At 54.7% G+C, this 26,541-nt stretch carries 23 protein-coding genes; 22 read left to right on the top strand and 1 reads right to left on the bottom strand.

The window, feature by feature from the left end:
• Nucleotides 1-3: 3 nt before the first annotated feature.
• From BLT01_RS10480 to BLT01_RS10445, 8 genes are all read left to right on the top strand, one after another.
• Complete coding sequence (locus BLT01_RS10480) at nucleotides 4-939, top strand: DHH family phosphoesterase (RefSeq protein WP_092097638.1); 936 nt, start codon at nucleotides 4-6, stop codon at nucleotides 937-939.
• 14 nt (nucleotides 940-953) lie between these two features.
• Nucleotides 954-4,007, top strand: coding sequence for a DNA polymerase III subunit alpha (locus BLT01_RS10475; RefSeq protein WP_092097637.1), 3,054 nt, complete (start codon nucleotides 954-956; stop codon nucleotides 4,005-4,007).
• A 370-nt stretch (nucleotides 4,008-4,377) separates the two neighbouring features.
• Nucleotides 4,378-5,064 (top strand): FadR/GntR family transcriptional regulator, encoded by a 687-nt coding sequence (locus BLT01_RS10470; RefSeq protein WP_092097636.1) that lies wholly within the window; start codon nucleotides 4,378-4,380, stop codon nucleotides 5,062-5,064.
• A complete protein-coding gene (gene accD / locus BLT01_RS10465; RefSeq protein WP_092097635.1) occupies nucleotides 5,030-5,890 on the top strand; it encodes an acetyl-CoA carboxylase, carboxyltransferase subunit beta in 861 nt (286 codons plus the stop codon). Before BLT01_RS10470 ends, accD begins: the two co-directional genes overlap by 35 nt.
• Nucleotide 5,891: 1 nt before the next feature.
• Nucleotides 5,892-6,854 (top strand): acetyl-CoA carboxylase carboxyltransferase subunit alpha, encoded by a 963-nt coding sequence (locus BLT01_RS10460; protein ID WP_092097634.1) that lies wholly within the window; start codon nucleotides 5,892-5,894, stop codon nucleotides 6,852-6,854.
• A 23-nt stretch (nucleotides 6,855-6,877) separates the two neighbouring features.
• Nucleotides 6,878-7,837 carry a 6-phosphofructokinase gene (pfkA, locus tag BLT01_RS10455; protein WP_092097633.1) on the top strand — a complete coding sequence of 320 codons (960 nt, stop codon included), beginning with the start codon at nucleotides 6,878-6,880 and terminating at the stop codon, nucleotides 7,835-7,837.
• 18 nt (nucleotides 7,838-7,855) lie between these two features.
• On the top strand, nucleotides 7,856-9,616 hold the full coding sequence (gene pyk / locus BLT01_RS10450; RefSeq protein ID WP_092097632.1) for a pyruvate kinase: 1,761 nt from the start codon (nucleotides 7,856-7,858) through the stop codon (nucleotides 9,614-9,616).
• 65 nt (nucleotides 9,617-9,681) lie between these two features.
• Nucleotides 9,682-10,068 carry an FxsA family protein gene (locus BLT01_RS10445; RefSeq protein ID WP_092097631.1) on the top strand — a complete coding sequence of 129 codons (387 nt, stop codon included), beginning with the start codon at nucleotides 9,682-9,684 and terminating at the stop codon, nucleotides 10,066-10,068.
• Here the strand turns inward: BLT01_RS10445 and BLT01_RS10440 are convergent.
• The gene (locus tag BLT01_RS10440; protein ID WP_092097630.1) at nucleotides 10,058-11,020 is read right to left on the bottom strand and encodes an AI-2E family transporter; all 963 of its coding nucleotides are present in this window, start codon (nucleotides 11,018-11,020) and stop codon (nucleotides 10,058-10,060) included. The two genes, BLT01_RS10445 and BLT01_RS10440, sit on opposite strands and share 11 nt — an antisense overlap.
• 224 nt (nucleotides 11,021-11,244) lie before the next feature.
• On the opposite strand from BLT01_RS10440, the gene citZ reads away from it, so the two are divergent.
• The 14 genes from citZ to nrdR all read left to right on the top strand — a co-directional run bounded on the left by citZ (nucleotide 11,245) and on the right by nrdR (nucleotide 26,537).
• The gene (gene citZ / locus BLT01_RS10435) at nucleotides 11,245-12,360 is read left to right on the top strand and encodes a citrate synthase (protein WP_092097629.1); all 1,116 of its coding nucleotides are present in this window, start codon (nucleotides 11,245-11,247) and stop codon (nucleotides 12,358-12,360) included.
• An 87-nt stretch (nucleotides 12,361-12,447) separates the two neighbouring features.
• Nucleotides 12,448-13,716, top strand: coding sequence for an NADP-dependent isocitrate dehydrogenase (gene icd, locus BLT01_RS10430; RefSeq protein WP_092097628.1), 1,269 nt, complete (start codon nucleotides 12,448-12,450; stop codon nucleotides 13,714-13,716).
• A 122-nt stretch (nucleotides 13,717-13,838) separates the two neighbouring features.
• A complete protein-coding gene (gene mdh, locus BLT01_RS10425; protein ID WP_092097627.1) occupies nucleotides 13,839-14,777 on the top strand; it encodes a malate dehydrogenase in 939 nt (312 codons plus the stop codon).
• Between the two features lie 210 nt (nucleotides 14,778-14,987).
• A complete protein-coding gene (locus BLT01_RS10420) occupies nucleotides 14,988-15,509 on the top strand; it encodes a MaoC/PaaZ C-terminal domain-containing protein (RefSeq protein ID WP_176765121.1) in 522 nt (173 codons plus the stop codon).
• Nucleotides 15,481-16,200 carry a response regulator transcription factor gene (locus BLT01_RS10415; protein ID WP_092097659.1) on the top strand — a complete coding sequence of 240 codons (720 nt, stop codon included), beginning with the start codon at nucleotides 15,481-15,483 and terminating at the stop codon, nucleotides 16,198-16,200. Before BLT01_RS10420 ends, BLT01_RS10415 begins: the two co-directional genes overlap by 29 nt.
• Entirely contained in the window at nucleotides 16,197-17,714 is a 1,518-nt protein-coding gene (pnpS, locus tag BLT01_RS10410) for a two-component system histidine kinase PnpS (protein WP_092097625.1), read from the top strand. Before BLT01_RS10415 ends, pnpS begins: the two co-directional genes overlap by 4 nt.
• Nucleotides 17,715-17,860: 146 nt before the next feature.
• The gene (hflK, locus tag BLT01_RS10405; RefSeq protein ID WP_092097624.1) at nucleotides 17,861-18,844 is read left to right on the top strand and encodes an FtsH protease activity modulator HflK; all 984 of its coding nucleotides are present in this window, start codon (nucleotides 17,861-17,863) and stop codon (nucleotides 18,842-18,844) included.
• On the top strand, nucleotides 18,834-19,880 hold the full coding sequence (gene hflC / locus BLT01_RS10400; RefSeq protein WP_092097623.1) for a protease modulator HflC: 1,047 nt from the start codon (nucleotides 18,834-18,836) through the stop codon (nucleotides 19,878-19,880). Before hflK ends, hflC begins: the two co-directional genes overlap by 11 nt.
• Nucleotides 19,881-19,969: 89 nt before the next feature.
• Complete coding sequence (gene polA / locus BLT01_RS10395) at nucleotides 19,970-22,603, top strand: DNA polymerase I (RefSeq protein WP_092097622.1); 2,634 nt, start codon at nucleotides 19,970-19,972, stop codon at nucleotides 22,601-22,603.
• A gap of 42 nt (nucleotides 22,604-22,645) precedes the next feature.
• Nucleotides 22,646-23,518, top strand: coding sequence for a bifunctional DNA-formamidopyrimidine glycosylase/DNA-(apurinic or apyrimidinic site) lyase (mutM, locus tag BLT01_RS10390; RefSeq protein ID WP_092097621.1), 873 nt, complete (start codon nucleotides 22,646-22,648; stop codon nucleotides 23,516-23,518).
• Between the two features lie 13 nt (nucleotides 23,519-23,531).
• On the top strand, nucleotides 23,532-24,128 hold the full coding sequence (gene coaE, locus BLT01_RS10385) for a dephospho-CoA kinase (RefSeq protein WP_092097620.1): 597 nt from the start codon (nucleotides 23,532-23,534) through the stop codon (nucleotides 24,126-24,128).
• A 128-nt stretch (nucleotides 24,129-24,256) separates the two neighbouring features.
• The gene (locus BLT01_RS10380) at nucleotides 24,257-25,279 is read left to right on the top strand and encodes a glyceraldehyde-3-phosphate dehydrogenase (protein ID WP_092097619.1); all 1,023 of its coding nucleotides are present in this window, start codon (nucleotides 24,257-24,259) and stop codon (nucleotides 25,277-25,279) included.
• A 224-nt stretch (nucleotides 25,280-25,503) separates the two neighbouring features.
• Nucleotides 25,504-25,887: an adenosylmethionine decarboxylase gene (gene speD / locus BLT01_RS10375; protein WP_092097618.1), complete on the top strand. Its 384-nt coding sequence runs from the start codon at nucleotides 25,504-25,506 to the stop codon at nucleotides 25,885-25,887.
• A 188-nt stretch (nucleotides 25,888-26,075) separates the two neighbouring features.
• Entirely contained in the window at nucleotides 26,076-26,537 is a 462-nt protein-coding gene (gene nrdR, locus BLT01_RS10370; protein WP_092097658.1) for a transcriptional regulator NrdR, read from the top strand.
• Nucleotides 26,538-26,541 lie beyond the last annotated feature (4 nt).

Raw genomic sequence — 26,541 nt, 5'->3', positions numbered from 1 at the left:
GGGTTGAAACGACAAATCATCGACACAATTGAGCGCTACGACAGCATCATTATTCACCGCCATGTGAGACCGGATCCGGATGCGTACGGATCCCAGTTGGGGTTAAAAATGATCATTCAGGATAATTATCCGGAAAAGCGGGTTTTTGCAGCCGGCGACCATGACTTTTCGCTGGACTATCTCGGGTGCCCGGATGAAGTCACCCCGCAGCTTTATGAAGGTGCGCTCGTCATCGTGACCGACACGGCGAATACGGAAAGAATCGACGGCAGCCATTACTTTGAAGGAGCTGAGCTCATCAAGATCGACCACCACCCCGATGATGACCGGTATGGCACGATGAGATGGGTGGAACCGGAGGCAAGCGCGACAAGCGAGCTGATCTACCGGCTTTTCAAGGAAGGGGAGCAGTCAAGCGGCTGGAAAATGAGTGCGGAGGCCGCCCGGCTGCTTTACGCGGGAATCATCGGTGATACTGGGCGGTTCCTGCATCCATCAGCCGGCCCGGAAACCTTTCTTGCCGCAGCAGAACTTGTGTCATATGGCTTTGACCGGCCTGCGCTTCATAACGCAATGTACGAGATGGATGTGCCGCTGCTCAAGCTGAACGGATACATTCTTCAGAACCTCCATGTGGAAGATGGCGTCGGTGTTGTGAAAATCACTTCGGAGACGATGGATGAGTTCGGGGTCACTGCCTCGGACACAGCAAAACTTGTCGGAGTCCCGGGTGCCGTCAAGGGCCTGATCGCCTGGGTCTTTCTGATTGAAGAAGAAGACCAGATCCGGCTCCGATTCCGTTCCAAAGGGCCGGTTGTCAATGAATTGGCGCGGCGGTTCGGCGGGGGCGGCCACAAGCTCGCCGCCGGTGCATCCGCCGGAAATTGGGGAGAAGCCGAGCGGGCGGCACAGGCACTCCGCGAACTGTGCAGCAATTGACAGGGGGAATCGGGATGAATATCGCATACGCGCAGATCATGACGTCGGATGATCCGCTTCAGAGCATCATCCGTCCCGGCATGCTTCCGGAGGCTCTCAGGGCGAGGGGGGCTGTTGCGGCGGCGATCGTCAATACGAAGCTGTACGGGATCCTGCCGTTTGCCCGGGCACTGGAATCTGCCGGCATCCGGCCCGTCATCGGGCTCACCGTACAGATCGAGACGGAGGCCGGCGTTTTGCCGGCCTTTATCTATGCGAAAGATGACGGAGGCTACCGGAATCTGTTGAAAATGAGCAGCGCGCTGTCTGTAAAGGACCGCGTGGAACTTCCTCTGTCCTGGCTGAAGGCGTACAGCAGGGGGTGCCTGCTCGTCGCTGATCCTGCATCGATGGTAGGCGGGGACCCGGTAAAGGCACTGGGTGCCCTCCTCGGGTCCGGCGGTCCCGATCGTGTATTCATCGGGATTTCCCGACCGGGCGGCATGCGTCATGCCGATGAGGAAAGTTGGATAAGATTCGCGGAAGGTGAGGGGCTGACCGTATGTGCGACGGCTGTTGCCCGCTACCTGAACCGGGAAGACGCATTTTCGTACCGGGTTGCCCGGCTGATTGATGAAGGAGGAAAACTCTCGGATAATGATCTTGCGGATCTTCCTGAGGCAGAACTGCCGATGCCGGCCGATCTGTTGGAAAGGTTTTCTGATCATCCGGAATGGCTTGAAGCGACTGCAGATTATCTGATGTCCTGCAGCAACACGGTTCCCGAAGCAGAGCGCCTGATGCCCCGGTACACTCTCCGTGAAGGTGAGACAGCAGACGGGAGGTTGCGTCAGGACTGTCTGGAAGGATTGAGAAACCGGCTCGGTTCAGTTCCGGACCGGTATGCATCCCGGCTGAATCATGAGCTGGATGTTATTTCTTCAATGGGATACTCGGATTACTTTCTAATCACTGCAGATTTCATCGCTTACGCAGCATCGAAGGGAATCCTGACAGGACCGGGACGCGGGTCATCGGCCGGGTCGCTGGTCGCCTATGCGCTCGGGATTACAGATGTTGATCCGATCGCCTACGGCCTCATCTTTGAGCGTTTCCTTAATCCTGAGCGGGTCAGCATGCCGGACATCGATGTAGACTTTGCTGATCATCGCCGGCATGAGGTGATTGAATACGTAGCCGGGAAATATGGACGGGATTACGTCGCGCAGATCATCACATTCGGGACCTTGTCTGCACGGGCTGCCGCCAGGAGTACAGCACGTGTCTTCGGATTCCCCGAGGCCGAGCAGAGGGAGATCTCCAAGATGATTCCCGGACGCCCCGGGATGACGCTCGCGGAGGCCGCGGCCCCCGGCACACCTCTGGCTCGCTGGGTGGAAGCCGCGCCGAACAGGCAAGAATGGCTTCGCGCAGCGCGCGCTCTTGAAGGCATCCCGAGAAATGCATCCACCCATGCGGCTGGGGTCGTCCTTTCGCCGGTGCCGCTCGTGGATGTGGTACCGCTCACGAGCGGTTCGGAAGGGATCTACCTGACCCAGTGGCCGATGAAGGAAGTGGAGGAATGCGGTCTTCTCAAAATGGACTTTCTCGGACTGAGGAACCTGACGCTTCTTGACCGGATCCGCTCCATGATCCGGTATGACCGGAATGTTTATCTGGACTTCGGGAAGATTCCGCTAAATGACTCCGCAACAATCCGGCTGTTCCAGGCAGGGGACATGACCGGAGTCTTCCAATTCGAGTCGCCCGGCATGCGGGATACGCTCAGGAAGCTGAAGCCGGAACGGTTCCGGGACATCTATGCCATCAATGCACTGTACAGGCCGGGCCCGATGGACAATATCCCGGTGTTCGAACGCAGGATGCACGGCAGGGAGCGTGTTCCGTCAATCCATCCGGACATCGACCCGATCCTTGAGGAGACGTACGGCATCATTGTCTACCAGGAACAGATCATGCAGATTGCCGTTCAGATGGCCGGATTCACGATGGGAGAGGCGGACATTCTCCGCCGTGCCGTCAGCAAGAAAAAGCGGGAAGTCCTTGAATGGGAGCGGGAGCACTTTGTCCGTGGAGCAGAGTCCCGCGGATATGACCGCGGGTCCGCCGTCAGGGTTTACGACTATATCGTGAGGTTCGCGGATTACGGCTTCCCGAAAAGCCACGCCGTCGCCTATTCGTTGATTTCATTCCGGCTGGCATATCTGAAAGCGCATGAACCTGCATACTTCTATGCCGCTCTGCTTTCACAGGCTGCGGGTGATGCGGACCGGGTTTCAAAACTGGTCAGCGAAATCCGCATGAAGGGCATTCGGATCCTGCCCCCTTCCGTCATGAAAAGCGGCTATGCATGCAGAGTGGAGGATGGTGGAATCCGCTATGGACTTTCCGGTATCAAAGGGGTCCCTGCACCGTTCATCAAAAAACTGCTGGATGCCAGAAAACAATCCGAGCCGTGGGAGGATCTGTTCGACATGGCGGCCGCCCTTTCCGGTGCGCATTTCACGCGGGGGGCAGCCGAGCCGCTTGCCCGTTCAGGAGCACTGGATGACTTCCACCCGGACCGGGCCGTTCTCCTTGCCTCGATTCCGGCAGCCGAAACGTATGCGAACCTCGTCCGGCCGACCGAAGAAGATGATTTATTCGGTGGAGATACCGCATCATTCGGCCGCCAGAAATATTCCGACGCCGGAGCGCTTCCAGAAGCGCTGAAATTGCAATACGAACGTGACACGCTCGGCTTTTATATTTCTGAACATCCCGCTGCAAGACTGAAGGCCGACCCAAACGGCTCGTTTGCAGATCTCGCCGCACTCGGTGCCGGAAGCGGCAGGGTGCGTGTCGCAGGCATCATCACCGACATCAAGCGCATCCGGACGAAAAAAGGCGAAGCCATGGCGTTTTTCAGCCTCCAGGACGACACGGGAGAAGTCGGCTGCACCCTGTTCCCGAAAGAATATGCAGCCTTCAATCGCCTTCTCTTGGAAGAATCCGCAATCCGCCTGGCCGGCCAGCCGGAACTGCGCAACGGCCGCCTGCAGTTGGTCGTGAAGAATATTGAAGGGTAACCCTAGTGCAGATAGCAGGTATCAAATAACCAGGTATGGACATAAACATCCGGGGCTGGTTATTTATTTTTAGCAGGAGTCCTGCCGCCTGGATATTTGCATGCAACGGAAAGCGTGCACTGCACAGGATCCGGGTCTCCCAAACATCCTCGGAAAGAATGCGCACCTCATTCCTGCCAAAACACAGTTTTGGTAAGCTAGGGCCCGAAGCGCAAATCCCGAAAAAGCATTTTGCTTTCGTTGTCTGCAAACTGGACTGTACAGAAATTCTGTGCAGTTTTTTCTTTACTCGATTTTCCGATTCCGTTATGCTGTATGGGTACGAGTGGTCAGACCACTTTCAATTAAATGGCATTACAAGGAGCGCGACATGACCGAAACCAAACCGTCCCGCAAGATGTTTCTTGAAGTGGTGCAGGAATTGCGCTCGCTCATCGGGAATGAAAACATCCGGGCAGGAGATAAGCTTCCTTCCGAACGGGTGCTTGCCGAGCGGCTCGGCACCGGCAGGTCAACCATCCGGGAAGCCCTGCGGAGCCTTGAACTGCTCGGGCTGATCGAGTCGAGGCAAGGAGAAGGAACGTTTCTGTCCGACTTCCGAAAACATCAGCTTGTCGAAGTGCTCGCGGCATTCATCATGCAGGAACCGAAGTCACTTGAAGACGTAAGCGCAACGATGCGGATCCATGAAAAGGAAGCGGTCCGAGTCTCATCCGGCCATGCTGAAATCCGCGCACTGCCGCTTTGGGACAGCCTTATCGCAGAAATGGAATCAGATGCGCCTTACCTGCGGGAAGACATTGTGCGGGAAGTGCTGATTGCGTCCGGCAACCGGCTGTCCCTCAAAATCTGGCACTTGCTTTATCAGTACGCCGGGAAGCCTTACACAGGAGAAGCGGAAGCCGGGGAACGATCCGAAATCGCCGGCATGATCAGGATGATCCGGAGCGGCGAGACTGAAAAAGCGGTGGCGGCCTATGACAGATGGACCGAAATTGTACACGCTCAAAGGGGGAATACCGATGGCGATCATCCGAGAGATGTTCAAGAAAAATAAAAAACGATACATGACCATTCCTTCAGAGGCATCAAAAGACGTACCCGAAGGACTCATGACAAAATGTCCGGAATGCAAATCCATCGTCCTGACAAAGGACCTGATGAAATGTGATAAAGTCTGCCCGGACTGCGGGCATCATTATAAAATGACTGCATACGAACGGGTGGACTGCCTGTTTGATGATGAGACATTCATTCCGATGGATGAAGGCATGAAAACCGTCAATCCGCTCGGCTTCCCTTCGTATGAAGAAAAAGTGAATGCGGATGCGGAAAAGACCGGCCTGAACGAAGCGGTGCTCACCGGCATCGGGGAAATTGACGGCCAGCGCACGGCAGTGGCGATCATGGACTCCCATTTCCGGATGGGTTCCATGGGTTCGGTTGTCGGCGAGAAAATCACCCGCGCGATTGAAAAGGCAACAGATGAAGAAATACCATTCGTCATCTTCACGGCGAGCGGCGGAGCCAGGATGCAGGAAGGTGTCTTGTCGCTGATGCAAATGGCAAAGACGAGCGTTGCGCTTTCCCGTCATGCCGACCGCGGCCTCCTGTTCATCTCTGTCATGACACACCCGACGACAGGGGGAGTCTCGGCAAGTTTCGCCTCGGTAGGTGACATCAATCTGGCCGAGCCAAAAGCGCTCATCGGATTTGCGGGCCGCCGTGTTATCGAACAGACTGTGCGTGAGAAGCTGCCGGAAGATTTCCAGACCGCAGAGTTCCTTATGGAGCATGGTCAGCTGGACGCAGTTGTCCACCGCTCGGAGATGAAAAAGACCCTCTCCACACTCATCCGATTCCATACGAAGGAGGCACGCTGATATGGTGAAGCCGCTGCCTTTTGAGGAGCCGGTGATCCGGCTGAAAGAAAAGATCGAAGAACTGAAAAATATTACGGACGATGCCCATGTCGATATGGCCGATGAAATCCGCGGCTTGGAGGAGCGCCTGCAGAAGCTGGAGGCGGATGTCTACGGCAATATGACGGCATGGGACCGGGTCCAGGTGGCACGTCATCCCGAGCGCCCGACGACCCTGGACTATATCGGTTATCTGTTTGAGGACTTCATAGAGCTGCATGGGGACCGCGCATTCGGTGATGATGCTGCCATCGTTGGCGGTATTGCATCATTTGGAGGAACGCCGGTAACCGTCATCGGACACCAGCGCGGCAAGGACACGAAAGAGAATATCCGGAGAAACTTCGGAATGCCGCACCCGGAAGGTTACCGGAAGGCGTTGCGCCTGATGAAGCAGGCTGAGAAATTCGGGCGTCCGATCATCTGCTTTATCGACACGAAAGGTGCCTATCCTGGCAAGGCTGCAGAAGAGCGCGGCCAAAGTGAGGCGATTGCACGCAACCTGGTCGAAATGGCCGGGCTCCGTGTTCCGGTGATCAGCATCGTGATCGGAGAAGGCGGAAGCGGCGGGGCACTCGGACTCGGGGTGGCGAATCGCATCCATATGCTTGAGAATTCGACTTACTCCGTCATCTCGCCGGAAGGTGCTGCCTCTATCCTCTGGAAAGACGCCGCCTTGGCTCAGCAGGCCGCCGAAGCCATGAAAATAACGGCTCCGGATCTGAAGGAGATGGCGATCATTGATGAAGTCGTACCAGAGGTGACCGGGGGAGCACACCGTGATGCGGCCGGACAGGCAGAGGCGATCCGGGAAGTGATCCGATCTTCAATGGACTCGCTTTGTCCGATGGATGCGGACCGCATTATAGAAGACCGGTACCGTAAATTCCGGGATATCGGGGTATACAAGGAAGGCAAAGACTAAAGATTGACCTGGAGGTTGCCCGAATGAAGAAGATTGCGGTTCTGACAAGCGGCGGGGATGCCCCGGGCATGAACGCCGCCATCCGTGCGGTGGTCCGGAAAGGGATTTTCGAAGGCCTTGATGTCTTTGGCGTCTTTAATGGCTATCAGGGCCTGATTGAAGGGAAGATCGAGCGGCTTGATGCCGGCTCTGTCGGAGATATCATCCAGAAGGGCGGCACTATGCTGCACTCGTCGCGCTGCCCGGAATTCAAGACACCGGAAGGCAGGGCTGAAGGTGTCCGGCAGCTGAGTGAACGGGGGATCGAGGGGCTGATCGTCATCGGAGGAGACGGTTCCTACCGGGGGGCACAGGCCTTGTCGAAAGAAGGATTCCCCTGTGTCGGTGTGCCGGGAACGATCGACAATGACATTAATGGCACCGACTACACGCTCGGCTTCGACACCGCGCTCAATACCGTGATTGATGCAATCGACAAGATCCGGGATACGGCCACGTCGCATGAGCGGACGTTCATCATTGAAGTGATGGGCCGGGATGCAGGAGACCTGGCACTATGGGCCGGGGTCGCCGGTGGTGCAGAGTCGATCCTGATTCCCGAGAGACTCCATGATATCGGGGAAATCATCACAAGGCTCCGGCAGGGAACCGGCCGCGGCAAAAAACACAGTATCCTGATTGTTGCGGAAGGCGTTATGTCCGGGCAAGATCTGGCGGCAAAGTTAAAGGATGCCGCGGATATCGAGACACGGGTATCCGTGCTCGGACACATTCAGAGGGGCGGCAGCCCGACCGGCCGTGACCGCGTACTCGCCTCGAAGTTCGGCGCAAGAGCTGTCGAGCTCCTGCTGGAAGGCCGGGCGGGTGTCGCCGTTGGCATGCGAAACCACGCAGTGATAGACTATCCTTTAACGGAAGTATTCAGCAGAAGGGAAGGCATGGAAGACGGCCTGTATGAACTTTCGAAAGAACTATCGATTTAAAGGATTGGGGCGAGCGATGTGAGGAAAACGAAAATCGTATGTACAATCGGGCCGGCGAGTGAATCGCCTGAGATGCTGGAGCAGCTGATCAGCGCGGGAATGAACGTGGCAAGGCTCAACTTCTCCCACGGTGACCATGAAGAGCATCTGGCGAGAATCCGCAATATCCGCGAGGTTGCCAGCAGGATGAACCAGGTTGTCGGCATCCTTCTGGACACGAAGGGCCCGGAAATCCGCACCCACAAGATGGAAGGCGGAGCGATAGAGCTGGAGAACGGGCAGCAGATCGATATCATGATGACCGAGGTGCTCGGCAATTCCGAACGTTTCTCAGTCACTTACGACAGGCTTGCCGAAGATGTGCATGCAGGTTCCGTTATCCTGCTGGATGACGGCCTGATCGAACTTGAGGTCCGCGAGTCCGATCCCGAAGACGGAAGAATCCGGACGGTCGTCCGGAATGCGGGAACGCTCAAGGACAAAAAGGGCGTCAATGTACCGGGCGTGTCCGTCCAGCTTCCGGGAATCACGGAGAAAGATGCCTCTGACATCCTCTTCGGCATCAAAAGCGGAGTGGACTTTATCGCAGCGTCATTTGTCCGCCGTGCATCCGACGTCATGGAGATACGGAAACTGCTTGAAGAAAACGGCGCAGGCCACGTGCAGATCATTCCAAAGATCGAGAACCGCGAAGGTGTCGACAACCTGGATGCCATTCTCGAGGTGTCCGACGGACTGATGGTCGCACGGGGCGACCTCGGCGTAGAGATTCCGGCAGAGGAAGTGCCGATTGTCCAAAAGCAGATGATTGAAAAGTGCAATCAGGCCGGCAAGCCGGTGATCACCGCTACTCAGATGCTTGACTCGATGCAGCGAAACCCCCGCCCGACACGGGCCGAGGCGAGCGATGTGGCAAACGCCATCCTGGACGGATCTGATGCCATCATGCTATCCGGTGAGACAGCTGCCGGCCAGTATCCGGCAGAGTCGGTCCGGACGATGGACAGGATTGCAAAAACTGCGGAAGCTGCCGTCGATTACCGTTCCGTCATTTCAACGCGCCGACGCGAAAAGGAAGGCAACATGACGGACGCCATCGGACAGGCCGCAGCCTACACGGCAGTCAACCTGAACGTCAGAGCCGTCATCGCGCCAACGGAAAGCGGTCAGACAGCAAAGATGATCGCGAAGTATCGTCCGGGCTGTCCGATCGTCGCAGTGACGGCATCTGACGAATGCTCGCGCAGGCTGACGCTTGTCTGGGGCGTTTATCCGATTGTCGGGGAGCGTGTCAAGTCAATCGATGCCATCCTGGAGACATCGGTTGAGGAAAGCATCAAGCATAAGTACGTCACCCATGGAGATGTCGTGATCATCACGGCAGGCGTCCCGGTCGGGGAAGCGGGAACGACCAACCTGATGAAAATCCACGTGATCGGAGATCTCCTCGCAAAAGGCCAGGGCATCGGAAAGGCGGTCGCTTTTGGACAGGCCGTAGTCGTCCGCAATGCCGAAGAAGCGCTCGCGAGCGACACGAAGGGCAAAATTCTGGTCACCTACGGGACGGACCGTGAGATGATGCCGGCGATCGAGCAGTGCGCCGGCATGGTCGTGCAGGAAGGCGGCTTGACCAGCCATGCGGCGGTCGTCGGCCTGAATGTGGGCATTCCGGTCATCATCGGAGTGAAAAATGCAATGACCGAAATTGAAGACGGCCAGGACCTGACAATCGATGCCGAAGCCGGCGTAGTCTACAACGGCCATGCATCCGTGCTATAATCGAATCAAGAACCCAAGACGCCCTGGCCGGAACGGCAGGGCGTCTTTCGAAAGGATTTTGCAATTTGAAATGGCTGTTCCTTTTGTTTATCGTTGTCCCGACGACCGAATTGGCCGTCCTCCTATACGCCGGAAGCCATCTGGGGGTGTTTGAAACCATCCTTCTGATTCTGCTGACGGCGGCTGCAGGATCTTACCTGGCTAAGCGTGAAGGGTTGCGTGCGTGGCAGGATATCCGGAAACAAGCGGCCGAAGGATATCCGCCGGGCGATGCCGCATTGGATGGACTGTTTATTTTGGCAGGCGGGCTCATGCTCCTGTTCCCGGGTTTCATTACGGACGCAATCGGCCTGTTTTTACTGATTCCTGCAGTAAGGAAAAAGCTGAAACCAATCCTTTATCGGCAGATCCGGAAAAAGATGAAAAACGGCAGCATGGTCATCATCCGCTGAAGGAGGGCATTTTCTTGACGCGCGCCGCCATAAACAGCAGAATCGGGCTCAGCACGATCCCTGCCAATCCGAAAAGCAGAATCGATGCCGCCGTTATAAAGAAGGTTTGTGAGGGCCTGAGCTGAAAGGTAGCCGCCCACATCCTGGATTCGGCGATTTGCCGGGTCAGCATGACGAAAATGTAGAGTACGATCAGCGCAACACCCAAAAGAGGGTAGCCGCTGAGCAGATAATAGACAGCCATAGGGATCAGGAAGATTCCGATGCCGAGAAACGGCAGGCTGTCCGCCAGTGCGATCAGAAACGCCCGGCCAACAGGAGAACCGAATCCGAGTACTGCCAGTCCGATGCTCAGGATGGCGAACGTCAGAAAAATCAGCCTGAGCTCAACGAACAGGAATGTTCCAAAGAGGTTACCGCCCTCACGGAACATTCCTTTTGCTTTTTCTCTTGCATCTGCCGGAAGAGCGGCAAGGAACCAAAAGCGATCCCTTGCAGATTCATAGAGGGCGAAATAAAAAGCAAGCAGGAAAAGAATAAAAGAGAACACTTGTCCGAAAGCTGCCTGGAGCATGCCGGCTGATGAATCGATCAGTCTGTCACCCGCAGCGGAAACGGCCGTTTCTGCATATGTCAGCCATTCGGAAGCGAGTGGATGATCAAAGTGCATGACGGAAAGAGCGGCACGAATGGCTGGCAGAGCCAAGATAATCTGCTGAAGTGCGAACAGCAGCACAAAAACGGCAGATGCCAGAATCAGAAGTTCGGCCAATAAAGCGGCGGCGGGAAGCGGAATGCGGAGCCGATGCTTCATGAAGAAAACGGCAGGGGAGGCGATATAACCCGCAAGGATGGCAAGTGACAGTTGAGGCAGGAAGAAGCAAAGGGCTGCTCCGGCAATGATCGGACCGTAAGTTCTGGCACCTTTTTTGAATTGATGGCCGGTCTTCACTTTTTCACACTCCTGTTTTCAGCCGTTTTTTTGATGCTTCGCCCGTCTTTTTGCTTGTTCTGCCCAAGCGGAAAAGAAAATCATGCATTTCCATTCACAAAAATGTAAGAAATGATTATAATGTTCTTGTAAGCGTTTAACAGATTTGTACAAGCTTCATAGGGCCGAAACCCGGTTTTTTTATGCCCGGGCAAAGGCATTACAGGGAAAAAGGAGAGATTGATATGAGTGCAACACGCGGACTTGAAGGGGTAGTCGCTACCGAGTCTTCCATCAGCTCCATTATCGACGATACACTTACATACGTCGGTTATAACATTGATGACCTTGCAAACCACGCAAGTTTTGAAGAAGTCGTCTACCTTCTGTGGCACAAACGCCTTCCGAATGCGGATGAGCTGTCGGAACTGAAGCAGCAGTTGGCCGACAACATGGCTGTGCCGCAGGAAGTGCTTGACCACTTCAAGACTTACCCGATCGGAAACGTTCACCCGATGGCTGCGCTGCGCACGGCAGTTTCACTCTTGGGATTGTATGATGAGAAGGCGGAAGACATGTCCGACGAAGCCAACTATGAAAAAGCCATCAAGCTCCAGGCAAAAGTTGCGACTGTTGTGACGGCATTTTCCCGCATCCGTAAAGGTGAGGAGCCGATTGCGCCGAAGAAGGAACTCAGCTATGCTGCGAACTTCCTCTACATGCTGAACGGCAAGGAGCCTGAAGCGATCGAAGAAGAAGCGTTCAACAAGGCGCTCGTTCTCCACGCGGATCATGAGCTGAATGCATCCACATTTACCGCGCGGGTTTGTGTCGCGACTCTTTCCGACATCTACTCCGGTGTAACTGCGGCAATCGGTGCGCTCAAAGGCCCTCTCCACGGCGGTGCAAACGAGCAGGTCATGAAAATGCTGACTGAAATCGGCACGCCGGACAAGGTCGAGTCCTATATTCAGGAAAAGCTGGATAACAAGGAGAAGATCATGGGCTTCGGCCACCGTGTCTACCGCAAGGGCGACCCGCGTGCAAAACACCTGCGTGAAATGTCCGAGAAACTCACAGCCCTGACCGGGCAGGAAGACCTCTACAAGATGTCGACACAGATCGAAGAGATTGTCACCGGGCAAAAGAACCTGCCTCCGAACGTCGACTTCTACTCGGCATCGGTCTACCACGCGCTCGGCATCGACCATGACCTCTTCACGCCGATTTTCGCGGTGTCCCGCATGTCCGGCTGGATCGCACACATCCTTGAACAATATGCGAATAACCGCCTGATCCGCCCGCGCGCTGAATATGTGGGTCCGGGCATGCAATCCTACGTTCCTGTAAACGAACGATAATTGTATGTGAAATAGTGTACAATGTTAGGGACGGCAAATGCCGTCCCCTACTTGTGAACAAAGATAGAATCAGGAGGAATCCAACAAATGGCAAACGGCGAAAAGATCACAGTATCCAATGGCAAACTGAATGTACCAGACGCTCCCGTCATTCCTTTTATCATCGGTGACGGTACAGGTCCTGATATCTGGAATGCAGCTTCCCGCGTCCTTGAAGCAGCGGTTGAGAAAGCATATGACGGCAAAAAGCAAATCGTCTGGAAGGAAGTTCTTGCAGGCGAGAAGGCGTTCAACGAAACAGGAAACTGGCTTCCTGAAGAAACACTAAAGACAATCGATGAGTACCTCATCGCGATCAAAGGTCCCCTGACGACTCCGATCGGCGGCGGCTTCCGCTCCCTGAACGTTGCACTCCGCCAGGAACTCGACCTATTCGCTTGCGTGCGTCCTGTCCGTTATTTCGAAGGCGTGCCTTCGCCGGTCAAGCACCCTGAACACACCGATATGGTCATCTTCCGTGAAAATACAGAAGATATCTATGCGGGTATCGAATACCAGAAGGGCACCGATGAAGTAAACAAACTGATCGACTTCCTCCAGAACGAAATGGGTGTCAAAAACATCCGCTTCCCTGAGACTTCCGGCATCGGCATCAAGCCGGTATCCGAAGAAGGCACGAAGCGCCTCGTCCGCTCCGCAATCGAGTACGCACTCAAGGAAGGCCGCAAGTCGGTTACACTCGTCCACAAAGGCAACATCATGAAGTTCACAGAAGGCGCGTTCAAGAACTGGGGCTACGAAGTGGCTGAGCAAGAGTTCGGCGACAAGGTCTTCACTTGGAACGAATACGACAAGATCAAGGAAGAGCAGGGCGCGGATGCTGCAAACAAAGCACAATCCGATGCTGAAGCGGCCGGCAAGCTGATCATCAAAGATGCGATTGCAGACATCTTCCTCCAGCAGATCCTGACACGCCCGAAAGAATTCGACGTCGTTGCGACGATGAACCTGAACGGCGACTACATCTCCGATGCGCTTGCTGCGCAAGTCGGTGGCATCGGAATCGCGCCTGGCGCGAACATCAACTATGTGACCGGCCACGCGATCTTCGAAGCGACACACGGTACGGCACCGAAGTACGCAGGTCTCGACAAAGTCAACCCGTCCTCGGTACTCCTTTCCGGCGTGATGATGCTTGAACATCTCGGCTGGAACGAAGCAGCTGCCCTCATCACGGAATCCATCGAGAAGACGATTGCATCCAAAGTCGTCACTTACGATTTTGCCCGTCTGATGGACGGCGCGACAGAAGTCAAGACTTCCGAGTTCGCCGACGAACTGATCAAGAACCTGTAATCGGTGAGGCGTTTTTTGCCGAATAACGGGAATATGAAAGGGAGGAGCCCAGGCTCCTCCCTTTTTTACATCCGAAACGTTAAGTGAGCAAAGGATGACTTATTTTGAAGGAGTGAGTGTTCATGTCCGTCAAGCGTAAGAAAATTTCAGTGATCGGCTCTGGTTTCACAGGAGCTACCACGGCATTCCTGATTGCCCAGAAAGAACTTGGTGATGTGGTCCTGGTCGATATTCCGGATATGGAGAATCCCACCAAAGGAAAAGCACTCGATATGGCCGAAGCAGCCCCGGTACTGGGGTTTGATGCGAAAGTCACCGGCACGTCCGATTATCGGGAAACGGCGAATTCCGATATGGTGATCATCACGGCGGGAATGGCCCGGAAACCGGGCATGAGCCGTGACGAGCTGGTCCAGACCAACCAGAAAATCATGAAAGCCGTAACGACCGAGGTGGTCAAATATTCACCGGATACCACCTTCCTGGTCCTGACGAATCCTGTGGATGCCATGACCTACACAGTGTTCCGGGAAAGCGGCTTTCCGAAGGAGCGCGTCATCGGTCAATCCGGTGTACTGGATACGGCCCGTTTCCGTACATTCGTCGCGGAAGAGCTGAATCTTTCGGTCAAAGACATCACCGGGTTCGTCCTCGGCGGTCATGGCGACGACATGGTTCCGCTTGTCCGATATTCCTATGCGGGCGGCATTCCGCTTGAAACACTACTGTCGCCGGAACGGCTTGAAGCAATCGTTGACCGGACACGAAAAGGCGGCGCGGAGATCGTCAATCTGCTCGGCAACGGCTCTGCCTACTATGCGCCTGCCGCATCATTGGCCGAAATGGCGGAAGCGATTCTGAAAGACCAGAAGCGTGTAATCCCGTCAATTGCTTATCTGGAAGGCGAATACGGGCTGGATGGCATCTATCTTGGCGTGCCCACAGTGCTCGGAGCGAACGGCATCGAGAAGATCATTGAGCTTGAACTCACACCGGATGAGGAAGAAAGCTTTAAAAAATCCGCCGAGTCCGTCAGGAATGTGATGAACGTCCTGGAATAAGCGTTTCTCACCAAAAAAGAAGTGGTCCGAAGGTAGTTGCTTGGGGGCATTGCAGAGGGCAGTATATCCTGTCTTTTTGCCATGCCCCTCCTTTCTTGTCCGGATGGCCCGTGTGTTTGCCGTGCATGCTATAATAAGAATATTGGAAGTAAGCAGAGCGGCGGATCAGAACAGTCCTCTGCAGACCACACCGCCAAAGGGGAGATTGATTTGCTATTCAACCGGCGCCGTGTACGGATCCGTCCGGCAGAAGAGCTGAATGAAGGGGAGTCCCTGAAGATTGTCGAGAAAATGGATGACCGGGACTTGTTCCTGTACCTCGGGCTGACCAATGACAGCAACCCGCTTTATATCCAGCACGACTTCACGGCGGCAGCCGGCTATGAAAGACCGGTCGTTCCCGTTGTGATGCTGACAGGCATCGTCAGTGCAGCTGTATCCAAACATCTGCCCGGACCCGGCTCCCGGATGCTGGAACAGCGGTTCCGCTTTCCGGATGCGGCCTGGCACGGCTCAACGGTAACCTTTGACCTTACAGTCGGAAAAGTGGATCTGCTTTCCCGTACTGTCCTGATCCGGGTGGATGCGACAGATGAGGAAGGCCGGACTGTGATGGCCGGCGAACTGGTGGCCGGGATTGCACCCGCTGTCGATGGCAACACTGAAATTTCTGCGCTAGGTGCGCCTGATGGAGGCATGGATGATCGTGAAACGAATTTTGGTCGTGGATGATGAACGTCCGATTTTGACATTGCTTGAATACAATCTGAAACAGGCGGGATACGAGGTGATTACCGCAGCGGACGGGGAGGAAGGCCTGCAAAAGGCGGAGTCGGAAATTCCGGATCTGATCGTCCTGGACCTGATGCTGCCCAAATTGGATGGCATGGATGTTTGCCGCACGCTGCGCCAAAAGGGTGTGAACACCCCGATCATCATGCTGACGGCGAAGTCAGATGAATTGGAGAAAATCCTCGGATTGGAACTTGGGGCCGACGATTATATGACGAAGCCTTTTAGTCCGAGGGAGGTCGTCGCTCGAGTCAAGGCGGTGCTCAGAAGGTCGGAATCATCCGCTTCCGGACAACCGGAAGAAGGCGAGCGCAAGGAAGCGGTGTATGAATCCGGACCTCTTAAGGTGTATCCGGAACGCTTTGAAGCCTATAAAGATGGCGTTTCGCTGGAATTCACACCGAAAGAATTCGAACTTCTTGTCCACATGATTTCCAACCGGAACCGGGTGATGTCGCGGGACCAGCTGCTCAGTGCGGTCTGGAACTATGATTTTGCCGGTGACACCAGGATTGTGGATGTACATATCAGCCACCTCCGCGATAAGATCGAAGAAAACACGCGGCGTCCGGTTTTCATCAAGACAATCCGCGGAACCGGCTATAAATTCGAGGGACCGCCGGAAGGATGAAATCGCTCCAAAGGCGGCTGTTCCTGGCGTTCATTCTCATTATGGGCATCACGCTGGCCGGTCTGGCCAGCGTTCTCGGCCAGACCTTTCCCGTCCTGCAGGACCAGGAAAGAAAGGCCGAGTCGGAGGCGGTTGCCCGGCATCTGGACGAGATGGGTATCGAGATGGACAGTACAGCCCTAGAAGAACTCAGCAGAAAAATGGCCGAAGACGGGTCGGGTGTGGCGCCGGCGCGCTTCATGCGGCTGATTGTTATCGTCTTTGCGGTTGCGTTCATCGTCACCGTCATCGTTTTCCACCGTTTGACGGAACGCTATATCCGTCCGATCGATCTGGTAACGGATACCACCATGGAGCTTGCGAAGGGCAACTATACTGCCAGGGCCGGATGGGCGGCACCGGGCATCCAGATCGGCCTGGTCACCGCCGTCAATGCCCTGGCACGGAATCTGCAGGAGATGGAATCCATGCGGGAGACGGAAGCGGAAAGGCTGGAGACGCTGATCGCAAACATGGGCAGCGGCTTGCTGATGATCGGCAGGAATTCGGAGATTTCCATGGCCAATTCATTTTTCCTCGATCAGGTCGGACAGACAGAAGAAGGGCTGATCGGCAGCCCTTACAAAGCTGCCTGGCTTCCTGAAGCGCTTGTCACCCTGATCGATACGGTTTCCGTCAAGGAAAAGCCGGTTACCGAACAGATCGATATCAGGACGGACTCTGGCAACCGCACGATGGCAGTTTACTCTGCGCCTGTCATTGATAAACATGGGGGATGGCTTGGCATAGTCGTCGTCATGCATGATATTTCCGAACTGATCCGACTGGAGCGGGTCAGGAAAGACTTTGTCGCCAATGTTTCTCATGAGCTCAGGACTCCAATCACATCGATCCGGGGCTTTTCCGAGACCCTGATGGATGGGGCCATCCACGATGAAGAGGCAGCCATGCAGTTTTTGGAGATCATCCACGGCGAAAGCGTCAGGCTGGAGACGCTGATCGAAGATCTTCTGGACCTGTCAAAGATCGAGAAAGAGGGCTATACACTCAGGTTGCAGTCTGTCAGCGTGCAGGATGTGATCGAACGTTCCATCCGTTCCGTTTCCGGCAGGATTAAAAACCGGGAGATGACCATCGAGTCCCATTGTCCGGCCGGGCTGACAGTCAAGGGAGACCCTGAGCGGCTGGTCCAGATATTGGTCAATCTCCTGGCAAATGCCGTCAGTTATTCAAAGCCGGGCACACCCATCCGGGTCGTGGCGAGCGTGTCGGGCGGGATGGCATCCATCGCTGTCGCCGACAAGGGCATTGGCATACCAACTGCGGATCTGCCCAGGCTTTTCGAGCGTTTTTACAGGGTCGACCGGGCCAGGAGCCGCGATTCAGGAGGCACCGGGCTTGGTCTGTCCATCGTGAAGCACCTTGTGGATCTTCACGGCGGTACGATCTTTGTGGAGAGCGAGCCGGGCAAAGGCTCGACCTTCACGGTGAACATTCCACTGAGCCACAGCTGAGTCGTCCCCGAACTGCTTCAAGCAAAAAAGAAGCAGGCGGGGTATTTTTGTGTCTGCTGTTGTCCGAATTTCGAATTTGATGAAACCGAAGTGCGCTGAAGCCCGTACATGAACTATACATAAATTCATACAAAGGGGAGTCCGACATGAGCGTTAAGCGCATATTGACGATCGCCGGAATGGCCGTTTCCGGTCTTGTTCTCATCGTCCTCGCATTCACGACCTGGTACACCGTGGATGAAGGAGAACAGGTCGTCATCATCACATTCGGCAAAGCGGATGAAACGGTCACCGAGTCGGGATTGAAGTTCAAGTTACCATGGCCGGTCCAGAAAGTGGAGAAATTGTCCAAGGAAACCTTCAGTACAAGGTTCGGCTATAACCAGGATGAAGACGGCAACCTGATTTCCTATGATAAGGAAACCAAGATGATCACAGGTGACGAATATATCGTAGTGGCCGATCTCGTCGTTCAATGGAAAATCACCGAGCCTGTGAAATACCTGTTCAATGCAGAGGATCCGAGGGAATTGCTGCATGACGCCACGGCAGCCTCAATCCGGTCGATCATCGGTTCCTCGCCGATCGACGATGCATTGACCGACGGCAAGGCAGAGATCGAGGCGGAGACAAGGGATCTCCTCGGTACGCTTATCGATACTTACGACATCGGGATATCCGTCCAGGGGGTGAAACTCCAGGACGTGGAACTTCCAAATGAGGAAGTCCGTTCCGCCTTTACGGCAGTTACGGATGCCCGTGAGACAAAAAGCACGAAAATCAACCAGGCCAAGAAATATGAGAATCAGAAGAAGAATGAAGCCACGGGTGAGCGTGACGCGATCCTTTCCGGGGCACAGGGAGACAAAACTTCACGGATCGAGCAGGCGCATGGTGACGTGGCCGTGTTCAACAAGCTCTATGAAGAGTACCGCAATAATCAGGACATCACACGGGAGCGGCTGATCCTCGAAACCCTTGAACAGGTGCTCCCTGGTGCGAAAATCTACATCATGAATGACGGCGAAGGCACCGTAAAGTACTTGCCGATCCAACCGCCGCAACAGGCCGCACCACAGGCACCTGCCCAGGACGGCCAGGAGGAAGGGGGCGAGAACAATGGCCAATAACGACAACAATCCGTTCAAGAGCATCGAAGAGAAGTTTCTTGAACGCCAGCGCCAGGAACAGGCGCGCAAAAAGCCGGTCAGCAAGATCAGGCCATTCGGGAAAAAACGGCCAAAGGACCCGAAAGGGCCGGCAGAACCGAGGCCGCCGGCAGATCTAAGGAAATTCATCAAACCGGCCATCGTGTTCACAGTTGTTTTCGCTGTTCTCCTCATCCTTCTGACGAATGTGTATGTCGTCAAGGAAAACGAGTACCGGGTTGTCCGCCAGTTCGGTGAAATTGTCCGCATCGATTCAGACCCGGGAGTCAAGATGAAGGTGCCGTTTCTTCAAAGTGTGACGATGCTCCCTAAAAACCAGATGGCCTACAACGTATCCGAAGCGGAGATCACGACTAAGGACAAAAAGCGCATGATTATCGACAACTACGCTGTCTGGCGCATCACCGACCCGAAACTGATGATCAACAACGCACGGAATATCGTTAATGCCGAAGCGCGGATGGAAGAATATATTTATTCCGTCGTCCGCTCGGAACTCGGGCAGCTTGACTACACAAGTATCGTGAACGACGAGGATTCGTCCCGAGGCAACCTGAATGACAAAGTGACCGAGCGGGTGAATGAACTGCTGGAAGCGGGTAATTTCGGAATTGCGGTGACCGACGTCCGGATGAAGCGGATCGACCTGCCCCCGGAGAACGAACAATCCATCTATACCCGGATGATTTCTGAACGGGAATCGACCGCCCAGACTTATCTGTCGGAAGGAGACGCGGAAAAGCGCCGGATCGAGGCGGAAACCGACCGGGAAGTTCAGGAGCTTTTGGCCGAGACGAAAAAACAGGCGGAAGTGATCCGAGCGGAAGGTGAAGCGGAAGCGGCCCGCATCTACAATCAATCCTTCTCGAAAGACCCTGAATTCTATGAACTCTACCGCACATTGGAGTCGTATAAGAAGACGATCGGCGATGAAACGATGATTGTCATTCCGTCCGATTCCCCTTATGCGAAAATCCTTTCCGGTTTCACGGAATAAGTGCCATCACGTCGTTTCTTCTCCATCCTGCCCCTATGGTAAGATGGAGGGAGACGACGTTTTTTATTTGCGGATGGAGGTTGACCGGAATGACTAAGCAGAAAGTGCTGCTCCTGGACGGGAACAGCCTGGCCTACCGTGCGTTTTTCGCTTTGCCGTTGCTGACCAATGATCAGGGCGTGCATACCAACGCGGTGTACGGCTTTGCGATGATGCTGGAGAAGATCCTGAAAGAAGAAAAACCGACCCATATGCTGGTTGCCTGGGACGCCGGAAAGACGACGTTCCGCCACAGCACTTACAAGGAGTACAAAGGCGGCAGGCAGAAGACGCCCCCGGAATTGTCCGAACAGTTCCCGTACCTCCGTAAGATGCTCGATGCGTATAACATCAAGCAGTATGAACTGGAGTCCTTCGAGGCTGACGATATTATCGGCACATTGAGCCGCAAAGCGGCGGCAAGCGGCGTGGAAACCGTCGTAATCACTGGGGACAAAGACCTGACACAGCTTGCGGATGAAGCCGTCACAGTCTTTATCACCCGGAAGGGCATGACTGATATCGAGGCCTATACGCCGGATCATGTGATGGAGAAGTACGGTCTGGCGCCTGAACAGATTATCGACATGAAGGGCCTTATGGGCGATGCTTCCGATAACATACCCGGGGTGCCTGGGGTGGGGGAAAAGACCGCAATCAAACTGCTGAAACAGTTCGGTACAGTCGAGGGCGTCTATAAAGGCATTGATGAGGTAAGCGGGAAGAAGCTGAAGGAAAAGCTGGCCGAGAACGAGGAACTGGCCAAAATGAGCAAGACTCTCGCCACGATCAACACCGAGTCCCCGATTGAAATCGGGCTAGGCGATATCAGCTACCCCGGACCGGACATGGAGCAGGTCATCCCGGTATTCCGCGAACTGAATTTCCGGACACTCATCGAGAAGGCGGACGGGCTACAATCGGCATCCGTACCCGAGAAATCGGAAGACATCCGTTTCACCATCACCGAAAAAGCACCCGAAACTCTATTAAAGAGCGGTACCGCGTTCCATGTAGAACTGTCCGATGAACTTTATCATACGGCTGACATTCTTGGGGTGTCGTTGTCCGATGGGGAGGAAACCGCCTTTATTCCGGCGGAATCCCTTAATGGGGACGTTCAGTTCGCGGAATGGCTGGAAGATGAATCGATTGAAAAGCTCACCGTTGATGCGAAGGCATCTCTTGCTGCGCTTGCGCGGACGGGATTGGAAGCGGACGGCATCATTTTCGACCTCCTGCTTGCCGCCTATATCGCCAATCCGTCCGTGACGCTGACCGATGCTTCATCCGCGGCAAGGGAATTCGGGTATTCCGGAGTTCCGGAAGACCAGATCATCTACGGGAAAGGCGCAAAACGTGCGGTTCCCGGACAGGAGACGGTTGCGGAACATGCATGCCGCAAAGCACTTGCAGTCCACAGGCTCCGTGCAACCGTGGAAGAGCGCCTCAAGGAAAACAAACAATTTGAATTGTACCGGGAACTCGAGATTCCGCTTGCGACGATCCTTGGCCGCATGGAGGCCACCGGTGTCAGAACCGAGCGAGGAATCTTGGAGGAAATCGGAAAAGACCTGGCCGGCAAACTTGAAGCCATTGAGCAGCAGATCTACTCCCTGGCCGGACAGAAGTTCAATATCAACTCGACCAAGCAGCTTGGCGTCATCCTGTTCGAGGAAATGGGACTTCCGGTCATCAAGAAAACCAAAACCGGCTACTCAACTGCTGCAGACGTGCTTGAAAAGCTTAGCGGCCGGCATGAAATCATCGACCTGATTCTCGAATACCGCCAGCTCGGGAAGCTCCAGTCCACTTACATCGAGGGGCTGCTGAAAGAGATTCACGAGGACGGCAAAATCCATACGTACTATCAGCAGGCGCTCACCCAGACCGGAAGGCTCAGCTCCACCAACCCGAATCTCCAAAACATCCCGGTCCGGATCGAGGAAGGCCGAAAAATCCGCAAGGCGTTCATCCCGTCGGAGCCGGGCTGGGTCATGTTTTCGGCGGACTATTCACAGATCGAGCTCCGCGTCCTTGCTCACATGTCGGGGGATGAACGGCTGCTTGCCGCATTCCGTGAAGGGGAGGACATACACACCCGTACCGCCGGGGACGTGTTCCACGTGGAAGCGCAGGATGTGACACCTGACATGAGGCGGGCGGCGAAAGCTGTCAATTTCGGGATTGTCTACGGGATCAGCGATTATGGCCTTTCACAAAACCTGAACATCACACGGAAAGAGGCTGCAGAATTCATCGAACGTTACTTGGCCAGCTTCCCCGGCGTCAAGCAATACATGGAGAGCTCGATCGCCGAAGCAAAGCAACAAGGCTTCGTCACGACACTCATGAATCGCCGGCGGTATCTTCCGGACATCAACAGCCGGAATTTCAACCTGAGAAGTTTTGCCGAACGGACCGCGATGAACACTCCGATCCAGGGAACTGCGGCGGATATCATCAAGAAGGCGATGGTGGAGATGGACAGGCGGCTCGAGGCGGAAGGCCTGCAGGCACGCATGCTATTGCAAGTGCATGACGAACTGATTTTCGAATGCCCCGAAGAAGAACTTGGAAAGCTTTCGGAAATCGTGCCGGAGGTGATGGAAGCCGCACTGGTGCTGGATGTTCCGCTCCTGGTGGAATCGGCTTCCGGCCCGTCCTGGTACGATACGAAATAACAAATCGCAGAAACACTTCATCAAAGAAAGAAGTTGAACAACATGCCTGAATTGCCGGAGGTAGAAGGGGTCGTGCGGTCGCTCGCCCCGGCAGCGTCCGGACGGACCATCCGGGACATCGCTGTTTCGGATACCATCATCAAGTCAAAATCCGAGGCAAAAGAAGCTATCCTGAAAAACATTTCACCGGAAGAGTTTGCCGGCCGGATGCGCGGAATGACAATCACAGACGTCACCCGCCGGAGCAAATATATCTATTTTCACCTCCGGAAAGACGGAGACACCCATCTGCTCGTCAGCCATCTCGGCATGTCGGGTGCGTGGTTTGCGGTCAATGAGATGGATGAGGTGAAAGAGGAGAAATTCCGCCGGCATATCCATGTCATTTTCGGGATGGAGGACGGGGGCCTGCTCGCTTACGCGGACATCCGCCGCTTCGGTGAGCTCCGGCTGATCGGAGCAGAGAGTGACCATCCTCCGCTGCTCGCGATGGCGCCGGAGCCGTTTGATGATTCTGCGGCGGGACATTTTCTGGACCTCTGTAAAACATCGAAATATGCCGGGAAGCCGATCAAGGAAACCATCATGGACGGAAAAGTCATTTCCGGCTGCGGGAACATTTATGCGACGGAAGCGCTTTTCCGCACCGGCATCCACCCGGGCAGGAAAACCGGCAGAATCAGCCTGAAGCGTCTTGGGTTGCTGTTTGCAGAAATCCGCCAGGTGCTGGGGGAAGCGATCGAAGCGGGCGGCAGTTCGATATCGGATTACCGGAATATAAACGGGGAAGCAGGCGGCATGCAGGACCGATTGAGGATGTATGGGCGGCAATACTGCCCGGCATGCGGGACAGCAACCAAACGGATGACGATTGCCGGGCGGACTTCGGTCTATTGCCCGAAATGCCAGCATTGAAAGAGGTGTCACGATGATTATCGGATTGACGGGAAGTATAGCGAGCGGGAAAAGTACCGTTTCAAGGTTGCTTGAGGAAAGAGGATTTCCGATCGTGGATGCGGACCGGATCGCTAGGATCGTCGTCGAGCCCGGACAGCCTGCGCTTGAAGCTATCCGGCAGGCGTTCGGCGACGATGTGATACTGGAAGACGGGTCGATGGACCGGGCGGCGGTCGGAGAACGGATCTTCAATAATCCTGCTGACCGGAAGAAGCTGAATGACATCATGCATCCCGCTATCCGGAAGGAAATGCTGCGCCAGCGGGACAGGCACTTTGAAAGAGGGGCAAAGACCGTGGTGATGGATATTCCGCTCCTGTTCGAAAGCAGGCTCCAACATTATGCAGACAAGGTCCTTGTCGTATCGGTGACGGAGGAAACCCAGTTGAAGCGGCTGATGCAGAGGGATGGTTTCAGTGAGAAAGAGGCGAGGGCGAGAATCGCCTCACAGTTGCCGATCTCCGAAAAAGAACGCGGAGCGGATGCCGTCATCTATAACAACGGAACCATCGAAGAGTCGGAAAAACAGCTTGACCGGATTCTTGAGTCCTGGAATGCGATCCCCTGACAGAAAAACCTTCTGAAAAATGGAACTTCTGCCAGCAGGATAAACGAGGGTGCATTTTTCGGTAATTGTGATATACTAATTACAAGCAAAAGAAAAATGAGTATAACACAGTTACAGGAGGCCCCCTCATGAATCCTTCCATCGCTATTAACGGTTTTGGCCGGATCGGCCGCATGGTTTTCCGCCAGGCAATCCTTGAAGATGGGTTGAACATTGTCGCGGTTAACGCGAGTTACCCCCCGGAAACCCTTGCACATCTTTTGAAGTATGACACCATCCACGGTAAGTTCGAAGGAGATGTCCTGACTGAGGAAGACGCGCTCGTCGTCAATGGAAAGCGTATCCAGCTGATTGCTGAACGCGACCCGGCGAAACTCCCTTGGGAAGAACTCGGTGTCGATATCGTCATCGAAGCGACAGGCAAGTTCAACTCCCGGGATAAAGCGGCCCTTCACCTTGAAGCCGGCGCGAAGAAAGTTATCCTGACGGCACCTGGAAAGAATGAAGACGTCACGATTGTCATGGGTGTGAATGACGATAAGCTTGACCTTGACCGGCATGATGTCATTTCGAACGCAAGCTGCACGACCAACTGCCTGGCACCGGTCGCAAAAGTCCTGAATGACGAATTTGGCATCGACAGCGGCCTGATGACCACTGTTCATGCCTACACGAATGACCAGAACAACATCGACAACCCGCACAAGGACCTCCGCCGTGCGCGTGCCGCAGCAGAATCGATCATTCCGACTACAACCGGAGCGGCCAAAGCACTGTCCCTCGTGTTGCCGGAGCTGAAAGGCAAGCTTCACGGCATGGCGCTCCGCGTACCGACTCCTAACGTCTCGCTCGTCGACCTGGTGGTTGACCTGAATCGAGATGTGTCTGTTGAAGAAGTCAACGATGCGTTCATCCGCGCGGCAGAAGGTCCGCTGAAGGGAATTCTCGGCTACACGACCGAACCGCTTGTTTCGAGCGATTTCAAAACAGATTCCCGTTCCGCTATTGTCGACGGACTTACAACGATGATCATGGGAGACCGCAAAGTCAAAGTGCTCGCATGGTATGACAATGAATGGGGCTATTCTGCACGCGTTGTGGACCTCACGAAAAAAGTCGCTGCCGCCATCGGCGCGAAAGTCAATGCATAATCTAATTTTCGAACCCGGGCCCTGCCCGGGTTTTGTGTTTTTTGATTCTCTCATCCGGGATTTATAGTTGCGCTCAACTACTTGCCATCATATAATAATTCCGTGAACCTCAAAGTTCACGCTGGGCAGCTTAAAGGGTTAGGACCTCATCGGACTAACTTTCCCCCGTGGTTGCCCGTTTGCCGACAACCGGCAATCACTTACTTTAGGAGGGGGGACGAACCATGGAAACAATGGGTCGTCATGTAATCGCTGAACTTTGGGAATGCGAATTCGACAAGCTGAACGACATGCCGTATATCGAGCAGACATTTGTCGAAGCTGCATTGCGATCAGGCGCGGAAGTACGGGAAGTCGCGTTCCACAAATTCGCGCCGCAGGGGGTCAGCGGGGTCGTTATTATTTCGGAATCGCACCTCACGATCCACAGTTTCCCTGAGCACGGCTATGCCAGCATTGACGTGTACACTTGCGGAGATCTTGATCCGACCATTGCAGCAGGCTTTATCGCTGATGCACTCGGAGCCAAGAACCGCCAGATGACCGAACTGCCCCGGGGCATGGGCCCTGTCGCTGCCGGCAAAACAGCCGTCACCGTCACGGCTTGAGACCGTTTATGAGTTGGACATCAAAAGCAGAGGCGGAAGCTTCTGCTTTTTTATATTTTCAAGCAGTTTCCGTGTTGCCAGAATCCCGTTTAGCGATTCGCGGAACTCTGCTATAATGGAATGAATAGACTCTCTTCGTCCAAGCAGCCGAACGGAGAGAATGAACTTATCAGAAAGCGGGGATGCCGATGAAGTGCCCGGCTTGTCAGCACAACGGGACGCGAGTCGTCGATTCCCGGCCGGTGGACGAAAGCAAAGCGATCCGGCGACGCAGGGAATGTGAGAAATGCGGATACCGGTTTACTACATTTGAAAAAGTCGAGGAAATGCCGCTGGTCGTCGTGAAAAAAGATGGCTCACGGGAAGAGTTCAGCCGTGAGAAAGTATTGCGGGGACTGATCCGTGCCTGCGAAAAACGGCCGGTTCCGCTTGACGTTCTTGAAGAAATCGTTTTCTCGATTGAGAAGGAACTGCGGAGACAGGGCAACGCGGAAGTAAAGTCCGAAGATGTCGGGGAAATGGTGATGGAAAGGCTCGTTGAAATCGATGACGTCGCCTATGTGCGCTTTGCCTCCGTTTACCGCCAGTTTAAGGACATCAATGTTTTTATCGAGGAACTCAAAGACCTTCTTAAAAAAGAAGATGACTGATTGA

The sequence above is a fragment of the Bhargavaea beijingensis genome, assembly GCF_900101985.1.
Taxonomy (GTDB): domain Bacteria; phylum Bacillota; class Bacilli; order Bacillales_A; family Planococcaceae; genus Bhargavaea; species Bhargavaea beijingensis.
The sequence above is the reverse complement of the archived record's forward strand: the minus strand, read 5'-3'. Positions and strand labels throughout refer to the sequence as shown.